At 36.9% G+C, this 13,244-nt stretch carries 15 protein-coding genes; 7 read left to right on the top strand and 8 right to left on the bottom strand.

Annotated elements, in window-relative coordinates:
* The first annotated feature begins 23 nt into the window (after positions 1 to 23).
* Positions 24 to 419, top strand: coding sequence for a VOC family protein (locus AC51AA_RS09795; protein ID WP_500701924.1), 396 nt, complete (start codon positions 24 to 26; stop codon positions 417 to 419).
* A 278-nt stretch (positions 420 to 697) separates the two neighbouring features.
* Positions 698 to 1,237 carry a YceI family protein gene (locus AC51AA_RS09790; protein WP_500701923.1) on the top strand — a complete coding sequence of 180 codons (540 nt, stop codon included), beginning with the start codon at positions 698 to 700 and terminating at the stop codon, positions 1,235 to 1,237.
* A 3-nt stretch (positions 1,238 to 1,240) separates the two neighbouring features.
* Here the strand turns inward: AC51AA_RS09790 and AC51AA_RS09785 are convergent, their stop codons facing one another.
* Positions 1,241 to 2,152 (bottom strand): TIGR01777 family oxidoreductase, encoded by a 912-nt coding sequence (locus AC51AA_RS09785; protein ID WP_500701922.1) that lies wholly within the window; start codon positions 2,150 to 2,152, stop codon positions 1,241 to 1,243.
* Between the two features lie 98 nt (positions 2,153 to 2,250).
* On the opposite strand from AC51AA_RS09785, the gene AC51AA_RS09780 reads away from it, so the two are divergent.
* Positions 2,251 to 2,910 carry a TetR family transcriptional regulator C-terminal domain-containing protein gene (locus AC51AA_RS09780; RefSeq protein WP_500701921.1) on the top strand — a complete coding sequence of 220 codons (660 nt, stop codon included), beginning with the start codon at positions 2,251 to 2,253 and terminating at the stop codon, positions 2,908 to 2,910.
* Entirely contained in the window at positions 2,910 to 4,214 is a 1,305-nt protein-coding gene (locus tag AC51AA_RS09775) for an ABC1 kinase family protein (RefSeq protein ID WP_500701920.1), read from the top strand. The genes AC51AA_RS09780 and AC51AA_RS09775 overlap by 1 nt, the downstream gene beginning before the upstream one ends.
* A 13-nt stretch (positions 4,215 to 4,227) precedes the next feature.
* On the opposite strand, the gene AC51AA_RS09770 is transcribed toward AC51AA_RS09775, so the two are convergent.
* The 7 genes from AC51AA_RS09770 to AC51AA_RS09740 all read right to left on the bottom strand — a co-directional run bounded on the left by AC51AA_RS09770 (position 4,228) and on the right by AC51AA_RS09740 (position 11,047).
* Complete coding sequence (locus AC51AA_RS09770) at positions 4,228 to 5,541, bottom strand: cryptochrome/photolyase family protein (RefSeq protein WP_500701919.1); 1,314 nt, start codon at positions 5,539 to 5,541, stop codon at positions 4,228 to 4,230.
* 127 nt (positions 5,542 to 5,668) lie between these two features.
* A complete protein-coding gene (locus AC51AA_RS09765) occupies positions 5,669 to 6,109 on the bottom strand; it encodes a sterol desaturase family protein (protein ID WP_500701918.1) in 441 nt (146 codons plus the stop codon).
* A gap of 25 nt (positions 6,110 to 6,134) precedes the next feature.
* On the bottom strand, positions 6,135 to 6,974 hold the full coding sequence (locus AC51AA_RS09760; RefSeq protein ID WP_500701917.1) for a phytoene/squalene synthase family protein: 840 nt from the start codon (positions 6,972 to 6,974) through the stop codon (positions 6,135 to 6,137).
* Between the two features lie 4 nt (positions 6,975 to 6,978).
* On the bottom strand, positions 6,979 to 8,445 hold the full coding sequence (crtID, locus tag AC51AA_RS09755) for a bifunctional phytoene desaturase/3,4-desaturase (RefSeq protein ID WP_500701916.1): 1,467 nt from the start codon (positions 8,443 to 8,445) through the stop codon (positions 6,979 to 6,981).
* A gap of 38 nt (positions 8,446 to 8,483) precedes the next feature.
* On the bottom strand, positions 8,484 to 9,383 hold the full coding sequence (locus AC51AA_RS09750; protein WP_500701915.1) for a MerR family transcriptional regulator: 900 nt from the start codon (positions 9,381 to 9,383) through the stop codon (positions 8,484 to 8,486).
* Between the two features lie 76 nt (positions 9,384 to 9,459).
* Complete coding sequence (locus AC51AA_RS09745) at positions 9,460 to 10,419, bottom strand: ion channel (protein ID WP_500701914.1); 960 nt, start codon at positions 10,417 to 10,419, stop codon at positions 9,460 to 9,462.
* Between the two features lie 127 nt (positions 10,420 to 10,546).
* The gene (locus AC51AA_RS09740; protein WP_500701913.1) at positions 10,547 to 11,047 is read right to left on the bottom strand and encodes a tetratricopeptide repeat protein; all 501 of its coding nucleotides are present in this window, start codon (positions 11,045 to 11,047) and stop codon (positions 10,547 to 10,549) included.
* Between the two features lie 268 nt (positions 11,048 to 11,315).
* Here AC51AA_RS09740 and AC51AA_RS09735 point away from each other — a divergent pair, with 268 nt between their 5' ends.
* The 3 genes from AC51AA_RS09735 to AC51AA_RS09725 are packed head-to-tail and all read left to right on the top strand — an operon-like array spanning position 11,316 to position 13,145.
* Complete coding sequence (locus AC51AA_RS09735; RefSeq protein ID WP_500701912.1) at positions 11,316 to 12,641, top strand: serine hydrolase domain-containing protein; 1,326 nt, start codon at positions 11,316 to 11,318, stop codon at positions 12,639 to 12,641.
* Between the two features lie 50 nt (positions 12,642 to 12,691).
* Entirely contained in the window at positions 12,692 to 12,832 is a 141-nt protein-coding gene (locus tag AC51AA_RS09730) for a hypothetical protein (RefSeq protein ID WP_500701911.1), read from the top strand.
* Between the two features lies 1 nt (position 12,833).
* Positions 12,834 to 13,145, top strand: coding sequence for a hypothetical protein (locus AC51AA_RS09725; protein WP_500701910.1), 312 nt, complete (start codon positions 12,834 to 12,836; stop codon positions 13,143 to 13,145).
* The last annotated feature ends 99 nt before the right edge of the window (positions 13,146 to 13,244 follow it).

Raw genomic sequence — 13,244 nt, 5'->3', positions numbered from 1 at the left:
AAAAAATAAAAATAAAGCGCGTCATGGTGAAATTTGGATATACTATTTTATACGTTGAAAATGTAGAGGAGTCCATAGTGTTTTATGAAAATGCATTTGGTTTTGCTAGAAAATTTGTAACCCCTGAGAAGGATTATGGTGAATTAGCAACAGGAGAAACGACGATAGCCTTCGCTACAAAAAAATTAGCCCAGCAAAACTTGAGTGCGGGTTTTATTGAAAGCGATCTTGCTGATAAACCCTTTGCAATGGAATTGGGTTTTGTAACTGTCCAAGTGGCTGAAGTGGTACAGCAAGCCCTTTCTTTTGGGGCCAAATTGGTAACGGCTCCCAAACAGAAGCCTTGGGGTCAGGTTGTGGCTTATATTAGGGACAAGGATGGTTTTTTAATAGAGATTTGCAGCCCAGTAGCGGGATAAATAAAGAAAAGTCAAGTCCTAGTAGGAGCCGCTATTTTTTAGGATTTCCTAGTTTCGGTTTAAGGTTATGAGTTTGTGCTTTTTTGCCTCTCTAAGGTGGGGTTTAAAGGTTTGGATTTAGGGATTTCTTTTCACAAATATTTAGCATATAGTGGTCAACTAAAAGGCAGAAAATTTCGTAACTTTAAATATGTTGCTTAGGTTACTGATTTTACGGATTGCTGCCATTTGATGTTTTCTAATAGCAAATGACATAATTGTTTTTAAAGCTGACGATTATGAAAAGAACTACTTTATTTATGCTACTTTTTACCGCATTCTCCATACTGGCTCAAGAAAAATTTAGAACCAATTCGGCAATTGTAAATTTTCAAGCGTCAGTTCCTTTATTCGAAGAAGTAAAAGCGGTAAATAATTCTGGTATCATTGTTTTGATACCGGAGACTAGTACCTTGATATGTACAGTTGTTATAAAAGATTTTCGTTTTAAAATGGATTTAATGCAAGAGCATTTTAATACCAATTATATCGAAAGTCATCGTTATCCAAAAGCTGTTTTTAAAGGTAAAATTGAAAAATTTGATATGAAAAACATCAGTGAAGAAGCCCAAGAATATGAGGTAAAAGGCAAACTTTATCTTCATGGGAAATCCAAAATAATTGATGTAAAGGCGCTTATAAAACGAGTACCTGATGGGATACAGATCTCCTCTAATTTTCCGATTTCGGTAAGCGATTTTAATATTAAGATCCCTTTTATAGTAGCCAACAAAATATCCAAAACGGTTCAGACCGATTTGAATGGCATTATGAAATGAGCGTTATTGCAAGCAATTGCGAAGTGCTTTTTCTAAATCAGTAAATTCAAATTCAAAACCTTGTTGTTGTATTTTTTCAGAAGAGACTCTCTGCCCCTTTAAAACTACCGCGCTCATTTCTCCTAAAAACAATTCAAGAACAAAAGTCGGTATGTTGGGAAGCCATATGGAGTAGCCATAGAGATTAGCCAATATTTTAGATAATCTTAGGTTTGTGGTGTTGTCGGTAATGGCTGCATTATAGGCTCCTTGTACTTGTTTATCAAGCACTGCTTTTAAATAGAGTTGACCTAAATCTTCTATATGAATCCAGGGTAAATATTGTTTTCCAGTGCCTAAGATGACACCAAAACCCGCTTTAAAACTAGGGGCTACTTTTTTTAAAAAACCTTCGTTTTTGCCTAAGACAACTCCAGTTCTGAGTCTTACAGTCCGAATGCCTAGTGAATCTATTTTTGCAACGGCTTCTTCCCAATTTTGGCAAGTTTTCCCAAGAAAATCAGTGGCAGCTGGGGTGTTTTCAGTGCAGATTTTATGGCTGGTTGTAGCGCCATAAATACCTACAGCTGAAGCACAGATAAAAGCTTCGAGAGTCTTGTTGTGTTTTTTTAAGGTGTCGTAAATCAGTTCTATAGGTTGTATGCGACTCTCTAAAATGATTTTTTTGCGTTTTTCAGTCCATCTTTTATCGGCAATACCTTCCCCGGCTAAATGGATGATATAATCCGCTTTTAAAACAGCCTCTTCTTCAATATAATTGTTTTTCAAGTCCCATTTGTAATACGTGATCAAAGGGATGCTTTTTCTTTCTGAACGACTCAAAATAGATACTGAGAAGCCTTTAGCAAGCAGTACATCGGTAAGGTGTTTGCCAATGAATCCAGTGCCCCCGGTAAGTAAAATATTTTTAAGCATGATAGTTTATAATATATTTAACAGTGCATTCCGTTTAGGGGCAAGTAAAGATAATTAAACAATGATTATCTTTAAGGCAAATTCTAAATTTTAATGAAATGACCACTAAAAAAAAGAATATCACAAAAGAGGATATCGTGTCAATGTATATGAATGAGGTTTTAGAAAAGGGAACCAAGCCAAAATCTGTTTTTCATTTTGCCAAAGAAAATGATTTTATGGAAGCTGAATTCTATGCTTTTTTTGGAACAATGGAAGGTTTAGAAAAAGAAATTTTCAGACTGTTTTTTGCTAATACTGTTGATTTGTTACATAAAAACGTAGCGTATCAGGACTATGATATGAAAAACAAAATGTTGAGTTTTTATTTCACCTTCTTTGAGGTGTTAACTGCCAACAGGAGTTATGTTGTACAAGTATTAAAATACGATCAAAATCCAATCAAAAATCTAGTGCAACTTAGTTTGCTTCGTGAGTCATTTAAAGATTTTGTTGCTGAAATCTTGACAGACGACTATAGACTTGAACAGGAAAAATTTCAAAAATTTCAAGAAAAAGCCCTTCAGGAAACGGCTTGGTTGCAATTGATGATGACCCTGAAATTCTGGGTAGATGATGCTTCACCAGCTTTTGAGAAAACCGATATTTTTATCGAAAAATCCGTTAACGCTTCTTTTGAACTGATGAATGTGGCACCGATGAATCATCTTTTAGACTTTGGGAAATTTCTATTTAAAGAAAAAATATACAGTAAATAATGAAAACGATTGATTATATACCGACCTCAAAAATTGAAAGAGCTAGTAAATTGGTCCAAACTGGTGCGAAAGTAGGAGTGAACTATATAAAGCATTATGCGGAGAAAATGGTGAATTCGGATTTGACTCGTGATAAGCTAAATGAAAACAATGCAGAAGATATTTATGATGGTCTAAAAAGCCTCAAAGGAAGTGCACTTAAAGTAGCACAGATGTTGAGTATGGATAAGAATTTTTTACCTCAGGCTTATGTGGAGAAATTCTCTTTGTCGCAGTTTTCTGTTCCGCCGCTTTCCGCCCCATTAGTTTTAAAAACGTTTAAAAATAATTTTGGTAAAACGCCCTATGAAATATTTGATGAATTCAATGCCAATTCGGTCAATGCAGCGAGCATCGGTCAGGTGCATTTAGCAGTCCATAACGGTAAAAAGTTAGCGGTAAAAATTCAATATCCGGGTGTAGCCAATAGCATTTCTTCTGATTTGGCTTTGGTCAAACCCATTGCCATTCGAATGTTTAATCTGCAAGGAAAAGATTCTGACAAATATTTTAAAGAAGTTGAAGATAAACTTATTGAAGAAACCAATTATTTACTCGAGCTTAGTCAGAGTCAAGAAGTGGTTGCAGCCTGTAGTAAGATAGAAAACATTCTATTTCCGAGGTATTATCCGGAGTTTTCCTCTGAGAAAATCATTACGATGGATTGGATGACAGGCATTCATCTATCCGAGTTTACCGCTAGTAATACAGACCGCGAAATTGGAGATAAGATTGGTCAGGCACTGTGGGATTTTTATATGTATCAGATTCATGTACTGAGAAAGGTACATGCCGATCCGCATCCTGGGAATTTTTTGGTGGACGATCAAAACCATCTGATTGCTTTAGATTTTGGATGTATGAAACAAATCCCAGAAGATTTTTATGTGCCGTATTTTGAGCTAATCAACAAAAATGTGATTAGTGACGCTGCCCTTTTCAATGAAAAGCTGTTCGAGCTAGAGATTCTACGTCCAGATGATTTAGCCGCAGAAGTAGCTTATTTTACCGATATGTTTCATGATTTATTATCCTTGTTTACCAAACCATTTCAAGAGGAAACTTTTGATTTTTCAGACGAAACTTTTTTTGAGAATATCGGCAAGTTAGGAGAACGTTTTTCAAACGATACGAACTTGAAAAAAATGAATGGAAATCGTGGATCAAAACATTTTATTTATATGAATAGGACCTTTTTCGGACTCTATAATTTGATGTTTGATCTCAAAGCGAAGATAGTGGTGACCAATTATCAAAAATATTAGCGCCTTATTTTTACTATTTCTTAGTGGGTAGTTTGGGTAGTATTCCTTGTTTATAAGTGGCAATAGCACGATCTCGCGCAAAAGCATGATCAACCATCGGCTGGGGATAGCCCAAATCGAATTCTTTAATCCATTTACGGATGTAGATGCCTTTTGGATCAAATTTTTGTTGCTGGATTGTGGGATTAAAAACTCTGAAATAGGGTGCTGCATCGCAACCTGTTCCAGCTGCCCATTGCCAGTTCCCGACATTGGAGGCCAATTCAAAATCAAGTAGTTTCTCGGCGAAATAGGCTTCGCCCCACTGCCAGCTAATTAGTAAATGTTTGCATAAAAAACTCGCTACTACCATACGTACGCGATTGTGCATATAGCCCGTCTGGTTAAGCTGACGCATACCGGCATCCACTAGAGGATAACCAGTAGTTCCTGAGCACCATCGCTCAAAATCGACTTCATTATTACGCCATTGAATACCGTCATAAGCCGGCTTGAAATTTTGCTGGATTGACTTGGGGAAGTTAAAGAGTGCCTGAATAAAAAATTCTCGCCAAATGAGTTCGCTTAAGAAAGTTTGGTTTGTCCTATTGGCCCAGTGTACCAATTTTCGGATGCTGACCGTTCCAAAACGCAAATGTGGTGAGAGATAAGAAGTGCTGTCTAAAGCAGGGAAATCTCTCGTTTGCTGATAGTTTGTAAGCTGAGCTAACTGGTAAGGAAATACCTTAATAGGGCTTGTTTCAAATCCGATGTCGGCTAAGCTCGGAAATGGGTATAGGTGAGGGGTTAAGTGAGTTAATAGGGTCTTGCTGTCGTTTGTTTGACTGTGATCAGAAAGCAGGTATTTGTCCAACCATTTGTTTTTGTACGGGGTGTAAATAGTGTAGGGAAGTCCGTCCGCTTTGGTGATTTCTTTTTCTTCGAAAATAACATGGTCCTTGAATGAAAAGCTTTGTATCTTATGTTGTGTTAATAAAGCGGTAATTTCTTGATCACGGTGTATGGCGTGAGGTTCGTAATCTTTATTGTAGTAGACTTGCTGTATCTCATATTCTTTTAATAATGATTTCCAAACCGCTAGGGGATTTCCCTTTTTGATTAAAAGAGAAGCGCCAAAAGTAGTAAGACAAGTATTGATCTGTTGAAGACTGTCGTAAATGAAACTCACACGAGGATCATTTTTGGGAAGTTGTTCCAGGATATCAGTATCAAAAATGAAAAGAGGTACTACTGGTAGACCAGATTGCAACGCATGGAATAATCCCGTATTGTCTTCTAAACGTAAATCACGTCGGAACCAAAAAATAGTTACTTTTTGTTTTGCCATTATTTCAGATTTAGCTAGGTGTTTTTAATTGGAGGTTTAAGTGATTTTCCTTTAGTGGTTGTAGGGCTCTTGTGGAGTGCTCTGAGCAGTATGTTAATGGAAAAGAATATTTGGAGTGCTCTCCTTTTTAAATTTTATAATATTTAAGGGGGACGAATAACATTCCAAAGCACTCTCCATCTTGTTTGCCTAGATGTTTATGATGTACTTTGTGGGCTTTTCGTAAACCGATGAGGTATTTGTTTTTGGTGTTTTTGAACCACTTAAAACGTTGGTGAATCAACACATCGTGAATTAAAAAATAACACAAGCCATATAAAGTGATCCCGCAAGCAATGTAAAAGAGGTAATTGAATCCTCCTTCTACGCCATAATAAAAGAGAATGATACTGGGGGTGGCAAAAATGACAAAGAAAATATCGTTGCGTTCGAAATGATGTTCGTATTTGGGTTGGTGATGATCGGCGTGAAAATACCACATAAGTCCGTGCATGATGTATTTATGGGTGAACCATGTGACACATTCCATGAAAAGAAAAACGCCTAAAAAGAGTAAGAAAGAAAACATTTTGATGTTGTTTAAAAAATTAAGTTTAGACCAGTTTTAGTTTGTAAGTCACGAAAGATTGCGCTAAAAGTCCTGCTTTGGTGTAATTAGAAACTCTGATTCTTGAATTTCCGATTTGCCAATGAGGGGTGTTTTTGAGTTTTTTTAATAGCTTTTTGTAATAAATGAAAGCGGTATATACACCAAATTTGGCTTCAATGGGAAGTTGTATAATTCCTTGATAAGCGATTCTGAAATCTTCTTCAATTTCATTTATGATGAGTGCTTTGGTATTTTGATCAAAAGAAGTAAGGTTTATCCCTGGGAAATAATTTCGGTTCAAAATGAGCTGATCCTCCTTTAGGTCTCTCAAGAAGTTGACTTTTTGAAAAGCAGACCCTAATCTCATGGCTTCTTGTTTTAGTTGCTCGTATTTAGCTTCTTTTCCTGAAACGAAAACTTTCAGACACATTAAACCCACAACGTCAGCAGAACCATAGATATAGTCCTGGTATTCGGACTGGTTGAGGTAGGTTGATTTGGTGAGATCGAGTTTCATGCTTTTTAAAAAAGCTTGAATTAAATCGTCGGTTATGTTGTATTTTTTTACCGTATGCTGAAAGGAGTTGAGAATAGGATTTAAGCTAATACCCATTTTCATTGCTTTGTAATATTCTTGTTCAAAATCGTTGAGGAGGTTTTCTTTATCATAGTCATGAAAGGAATCGACGATTTCATCGGCAAAACGTACAAAGCCATAGATGCTGTAAATGGCATCCCGAATGCTTGGGGACAACATTTGAACCGCTAGTGAAAATGAGGTACTATAGCGCTGGGTTGCCACTTTGCTACATTCGAAAGAAAGGCTGTCAAAGAGTGATTTCATCTTTTTACGATCTAAAGGATTGCTGAATTAATTCTGCTGCTAATTTTCCTGAAATTAAAGCGGGAGGAACTCCTGGGCCAGGAACCGTTAATTGTCCTGTGAAAAATAAATTTTTGATTTTTTTGCTTTTGAGCTTCGGTCTTAAAAAGGCAGTTTGCCATAATGTATTGGCCATGCCGTAGGCATTTCCTTTGTAGGCATTGTAATCTGAGACAAAATCGTTTTTGCAAAAAGATCTTTTAAATATAATATTATTTTTTATGTTTTGCTGTGTTAGCTGCTCAAAACGAGAAATTATTTTGTCGAAATACTCGTCTCGAAGTGCTGGCGTATCCTTTATTCCAGGAGCCAAAGGTATTAGGAAAAAACCGCTTTCCATTCCTTCTGGAGCTGCAGTTATATCTGTTTTTGATGGGAAATTGGCGTAAAACAAAGGGGCTTCAGGCCATTTTGGTTCGTCGTAAATGGCAGCCGCATGCGCATCGAAATCGACATCAAAAAATAAGGCATGATGCGTACAGTTGTCTATTTTTTTATTAAAACCGACAAAGAATAGTAGAGAAGAAGGGGCAAATATCCGACTTTCCCAATATTTTTCAGAATAGACGCGATGTTCTTTATCGATTAAGGTTTCCGTGTGGTGGTAATCAGCGCCGCTTAAAACAATATCTGATTTAATAATTTCTCCTTTAATTTGAACGGCTGTTGCGACTTTGTTTTCGATGATTATTTTTTCAATTGGAGCGTCCGTCGTAATTGTAACACCCAATTCTAGTGCTAGTTTTTCGATTCCTCTGATCACATCAAACATGCCTGTTTTAGGATGCCAGGTTCCTAAGCCAAAATCAGCATAGTTCATGAAATTGTAAAAAGAAGGCGTGTTTGATGGTTTGGCACCGAGAAACAATACGGGAAACTCAAGAATTTGAATGAGCTTTTCATTTTTAAAAAGCTTTCTAATGTCGGTACTTACCGTGCTAAAAAATTGATTTAGTTTGAGTATCGTTTGGGGTGTAATTAATTCAAGGGCAGATACCCCGGGGCGATAAACCAAATCTTTGATGGCGATATCATAATTGCTTTTTGCTTGATCAATGAAGGTCTGTAGTTTGGTTCCACTTCCTTTTTCGATGTTTTCAAAAGTGGCTTTTATCGCGGGTAAGTTGTCGTAAATATTGACAAAATCTTGCTGTCCAAAATAAACGCGATAGGCAGGATTTAACTTTATAAGCTCATAATAATCAGCCGGCTTTTTATTGAAATCATGAAAGAAACGTTCGAAGACGTCGGGCATCCAATACCAACTTGGCCCCATGTCAAAGGTAAAGCCCTCTTTTTTGAACTGTCTTGCCCGACCACCAATGCTGTCGTTTTTTTCATAAATGGTGACTTTGTTACCTTGCTGTGCAAGGTAACAGGCGGCGGCTAAAGCAGCAAAGCCAGATCCTATTATGGTGATTGTTTTCTTCATTTGTTTAACAAATATACAAAAACTTTAAACAAAAAATATTAGATCGTATTAATTGTTTCTTCCATAGATTCGAAGATGCGTATTTGCTGTGGTAAATTTTGCTGGTCTATGTGTTCGACCATATTGCCCATTAACCATATTTCATTGTTGTTTACTAACAGTTTTTGTCCCATTGATTTTACGTATTGATTAATAATACTGCGATCTGGCTGTATCGTCATAAACGATACAAAGGTGATGTTTTCAAAATGTTTGGTAAGATCTTGTAGGTTTTCAATGGGCATGCTTTCTCCTAAATAAATGGTTTTGTATCCTTTGGATAAGATTTCATATTGAAGGTATAGTAAACCTAACTGGTGAATTTCATTTAAGGGAAGTGAGAGTACAAAAACGCGATCGGTTTTGGTTGGTTTTAAGATTTGGAGACTCTCGGTATAGATTAGAATTTTTTGCTTGATCAAATGACTCATGAAATGTTCATTTGCTGGAGTTATGGTGTCGGACTGCCATAACAATCCCAACTCTTTTAATAAAGGGAGGAAATGATCTTTAAAAACCTCTTTAAAAGTTTTTTCAGCAATCAACCAATCAAAAGTGTGAAAGAATTTTTCTTGGTCAAAATTCATCATAGCCATCTTAAAAGAGGTAATGGCATAATTTTGAGAATTTTTCTTTGAAATGATCTCGCGAACTAATTCTGGGATCTTTTCTTCTGGGAAAGTGGCTATTTTAGATATTTTGTAACCGTACTCGTGTAATAAAGTAATGTTTAATAGTTTCTGCAAGTTTTGTAAATTGTATAGTCTGATATTCGTATCTGTTCGCATTGGTTCTAAGATGTTGTATCTTTTTTCCCAGATGCGAATCGTGTGTGCTTTTATTCCAGATAAATTTTCTAAATCTTTTATGCTGAAAACAGTTTTGATATTGTTTACCATTTTTTACTATTAAGGGGGGACAAAAGTAAAATAAAATCTGAGATTAACTTCAAAACTAGAGTAAAATGATAGATTATTAGAGGTTTACTAATTTGTAGTGGTTTAGTTGGTCCAGATGTAAAATGGTTTTTGACCCGTCTTTGCTGCGATTGTACATGGTTTCAAACTTGGCATTATAGATGATTTCATCAAAAGTATAGGATGTTCTTGCTGCAACGGTATTGCTAAACATATCGTCGAAAGTAGTAATGAAAACAAGGATCTCACCATGAGTTTTTTTGAAATCTTCTTCAGTGAAATTGTATAAAGGGCTGTTTTGGGTAATGGGATGTACTAGGGTCCAACTCAGTGAGAGCGCATTTATACGGTCTAATTCTAATTCTAAATTGTAAAATTTATTTGTTTTTACGCCCTCTTCTTCTATAGTCATTCCTAGGGTTACTTTGGCTTTGGCGTCTGTGAAATTAGTGTTTTTAAAGGGGACTAGACGAATCATTAAGCCTTTGTGTTCTCCGTAGGGTGAAATTAAAGCGTTGTGTGAAAATTTTAAAAAAGCAGTAGGTTTGCTAAATCTTCCAAAGAACAATCCCGTTGCAATAGCAAAACTCAGTAAACCAATTAAGGCCTCGGCTGAAGATAAGGCACTGGTTAGGAATCCTGTGGGACTGATGTGTCCATAACCAACAGTAGTGAAGGTTTGTGCGCTGAAAAAGTAGGCCTGTCCAAACTGTTCTAGTGCGCTCTGTGATTGGGCGATGCCATCCAAATGCTCGATGCCAATGGCGTAGTAAATAAGAGCAAAGATAAAGTTGATCACAATGTAAAAGCCAAACAAGATAAACATGAATTTCCAATTCGGCATGTCGATCATGGTGTGGTACCAGCTGATGCGACGCAGTAAATTCATTCCCCTTTTTTCAATATTAGGAGTGCCGTTTTTATTGACAAATCTTCCTCCGTAACTGTTTGCATTAGTGCCGAATCCAGAGTTTTTATCTGTTTGAGCTTTGTGGTTTATTTTTTTAAGAAGCGCCATTAAGGTGTGATTAGTCTAACAAATATAAGGATATCTTTTGTATGAAATTCACGGAAGTATGCTAATGAAAAAAGCAATCTGCAAAAGTAAAATTTTGCAGATTGCTTCATATTAAGGAGTGCTTTTTTTATTTACAAAAAGTAGCTTTGTTTTTGATGGCGCTTTGACTACCCAATTGGATGGCTTTAGAGAAATCAGCACAGCAGTTCTTTTTGTCTCCTATTTTGTTGTAGGCTAGAGCTCTTAAATTGTAAGCGATGTAATCATTAGGGTTTAAGCCTATAGAGGAAGTACAGTCTGCGATGGTTTCTTTAAAGTTTAATAATTTGTAGTTTGCGTTGGCTCTTCCAGTATAAGCATCAGCATTCTCATGGTCTAATTCGATTGTTTTGCTGAAATCAGCAAGAGCTCCTTTTAGATCGTTGCTTTTGAGTTTGGCCACCCCTCTGTTTTGGTAAGCTTCAGTGAATTTGGGATCCATGCTGATGGCTTTGGTGTAGTCGATAATGGCGCCCTTGATATTACCTGTTTCTGCCTTTTTCATGGCTTTGTCAAAATAAGCTGCTCCAGCTTGCGCCCAAGTAGCGCAAGTAATCATCATAAAGGATGCAAGGAAAAAATGTTTCATAAACTAATTTGGGATTAGGTGAATAGGTTAAGTAATTCTGCAACGAATTTAAGAAAGATTTGTTTTGCGGGAGAAGCTCTTTGGTGAAATAATCTTTATGTGTGTTTCTTTTTGCAAGAAATTATGTTTTATTTTTAGTAAAGTGTTCGGAATTAACTCCTTAACTTAGCGTAAAATCTTATGTTTTTCTTCTGTTAAAATAAGAGAAGGAAGTCGCGACTGTCGCATTGACGATGTTTTATTATGGATTAATTTAAATTAAGATAATATGAAACTAACTTATTCTTATCCTCAATTTGCCTTTTTTTGTTTGATGTTGATAGGGGGAACTGTGGTCAAGGCCCAAGAAAAGCCTAAGTACTTAGATGCACAGCAAAGCGATCCGGTAAAGATGGGCTGGATGAAGGGGACGCCGCCGCCGCCTGATAGAATCGTTCGTTTTGAGGATGGTAGTTTTTTTCAATTTCCAGCTCTTAGATGGAGTGTGGCTCATATGCGTGAATTCATGCCGACAGTAAATGTTTCTCGGGGATTGGGTGCTGCAAAAGCTGTGTTGTCAAGTAGTCAAAAGGATATTGATAAAGTGAAGTTTATTCCTCTAGGGGAGAGTCAGCCGATGACTTGGGAGGAATCTCTACAAAAAGTCTACGCCGATGGTGTCATAGTGATGCATCATGGAAAGGTAGTGTATGAGAAGTATTTTGGAGCTTTGACAGTGGATGGTCAGCATGGGGCTATGTCGGTTACAAAATCGTTCACAGGGACTCTAGGTATTATATTGGCTAAAGAAGGGTTGATTGATACGACAAAAATTGTTTCGCAGTACTTGCCAGAACTTAAGGATTCGGCCTTTGGAGATGCAACTGTAAGACAAGTGATGGATATGACAACAGCTTTGCAATTTAGTGAAGACTATGCGGATCCTAATGCTGAGATATGGAAATTTTCCGCTGCTGGTAATCCGTTGCCTAAACCTAAGGATTATGATGGGCCAAAAAACTATTATGAATACCTGCCAACAGTAAAGAAAAAAGGGATTCATGGTGAAGCTTTTGGATATAAAACAGTTAATTCAGATGTTTTGGGTTGGATTATTGCTAGGGTTACTGGAAAAACGGTTGCTGAGGTTTTGTCTGAGAAAATATGGAAAAAACTAGGCGTTGAACAAGATGCTTATTATTCGGTAGATGCTATCGGAACACCCTTTGCTGGTGGTGGCTTGAATTTAGGTTTAAGGGACTTGGCACGTTTTGGTCAATTAATACTCAATGAGGGTAGAGTTGGTCCAGAGCAGATTATTCCTAAAGCAGCCATTGACGATATTAGAAAAGGCGGTAGTAAAAAAGCATTTGCTAAAGCGGGTTATTCGCTTTTAAAAGGATGGAGTTATCGTGACATGTGGTGGATTACCCATAACGAGCATGGTGCATTTTGTGCTCGTGGTGTTCACGGACAGCTTATTTATGTAGATCCAAAAGCAGATATGGTTATTGTTCGTTTCTCGTCTCATCCTGTGGCTGGTAATGCTGCCAATGATCCTTATTCTTTGCCTGCCTATCATGCTGTCGCAAAATTTCTTATGAATAGTAAATAAGGACAGATGGAGGGTAAAAAGGAGTAATTAAACCGCTAAAAAAGAACGCTATGAAAAAGAGAATACTATTCTTAATGTTGGTGGTTTGTACGGTCGTTTTTTCTCAAGGACATTATAACGGTTCATCATTTAATCCAAATGATTATTTTGCACCACATCCTGGAGGGATTGTACAGGTATGGTTACGTTAATATGAATTATTATAACGGTTCGGGCCAAAAGTCGGATCAGTTGATTGATTCTGCTCCAGATAATCTGACCTTGCTTGGTATTTCACAAAATGTCAAAACGGATTTTTTTATTCTCATGGCTATTTACGGAGGGAAAGGGAAGATTCTTGGTGCCGATTGGGGAATGATGATGATTCCTATGTTCAATAGTCCAACGGCTAATATTGCATTGGATTATTATTCTAGTCAAGCAGGATCGGGTACTTATGTTTTTACCAATAAAACAATTTGTTTTGGGGATCTGTATATTTGGCCTATTTGGTTGTCATGGTAAAAAGACAAGTGGACCTATGCGTTAAATTATGGTGTTTGGGCGCCAAAAGGAAAGTACGAACCATACGGTTTGATTTGTCTAAAATGAAAAAGGTCAAGT

The organism is Flavobacterium sp. OHVDL-2026-0007 (assembly GCF_059882335.1).
The sequence above is the reverse complement of the archived record's forward strand: the minus strand, read 5'-3'. Positions and strand labels throughout refer to the sequence as shown.

Coding starts and splice junctions, on each gene's coding strand:
- AC51AA_RS09795 (WP_500701924.1), top strand. CDS start 24: ATGGTGAAATTTGGATATACTATTTTATACGTTGAAAATGTAGAGGAG.
- AC51AA_RS09790 (WP_500701923.1), top strand. CDS start 698: ATGAAAAGAACTACTTTATTTATGCTACTTTTTACCGCATTCTCCATA.
- AC51AA_RS09785 (WP_500701922.1), bottom strand. CDS start 2,152: ATGCTTAAAAATATTTTACTTACCGGGGGCACTGGATTCATTGGCAAA.
- AC51AA_RS09780 (WP_500701921.1), top strand. CDS start 2,251: ATGACCACTAAAAAAAAGAATATCACAAAAGAGGATATCGTGTCAATG.
- AC51AA_RS09775 (WP_500701920.1), top strand. CDS start 2,910: ATGAAAACGATTGATTATATACCGACCTCAAAAATTGAAAGAGCTAGT.
- AC51AA_RS09770 (WP_500701919.1), bottom strand. CDS start 5,541: ATGGCAAAACAAAAAGTAACTATTTTTTGGTTCCGACGTGATTTACGT.
- AC51AA_RS09765 (WP_500701918.1), bottom strand. CDS start 6,109: ATGTTTTCTTTCTTACTCTTTTTAGGCGTTTTTCTTTTCATGGAATGT.
- AC51AA_RS09760 (WP_500701917.1), bottom strand. CDS start 6,974: ATGAAATCACTCTTTGACAGCCTTTCTTTCGAATGTAGCAAAGTGGCA.
- crtID (WP_500701916.1), bottom strand. CDS start 8,445: ATGAAGAAAACAATCACCATAATAGGATCTGGCTTTGCTGCTTTAGCC.
- AC51AA_RS09750 (WP_500701915.1), bottom strand. CDS start 9,383: ATGGTAAACAATATCAAAACTGTTTTCAGCATAAAAGATTTAGAAAAT.
- AC51AA_RS09745 (WP_500701914.1), bottom strand. CDS start 10,419: ATGGCGCTTCTTAAAAAAATAAACCACAAAGCTCAAACAGATAAAAAC.
- AC51AA_RS09740 (WP_500701913.1), bottom strand. CDS start 11,047: ATGAAACATTTTTTCCTTGCATCCTTTATGATGATTACTTGCGCTACT.
- AC51AA_RS09735 (WP_500701912.1), top strand. CDS start 11,316: ATGAAACTAACTTATTCTTATCCTCAATTTGCCTTTTTTTGTTTGATG.
- AC51AA_RS09730 (WP_500701911.1), top strand. CDS start 12,692: ATGAAAAAGAGAATACTATTCTTAATGTTGGTGGTTTGTACGGTCGTT.
- AC51AA_RS09725 (WP_500701910.1), top strand. CDS start 12,834: ATGAATTATTATAACGGTTCGGGCCAAAAGTCGGATCAGTTGATTGAT.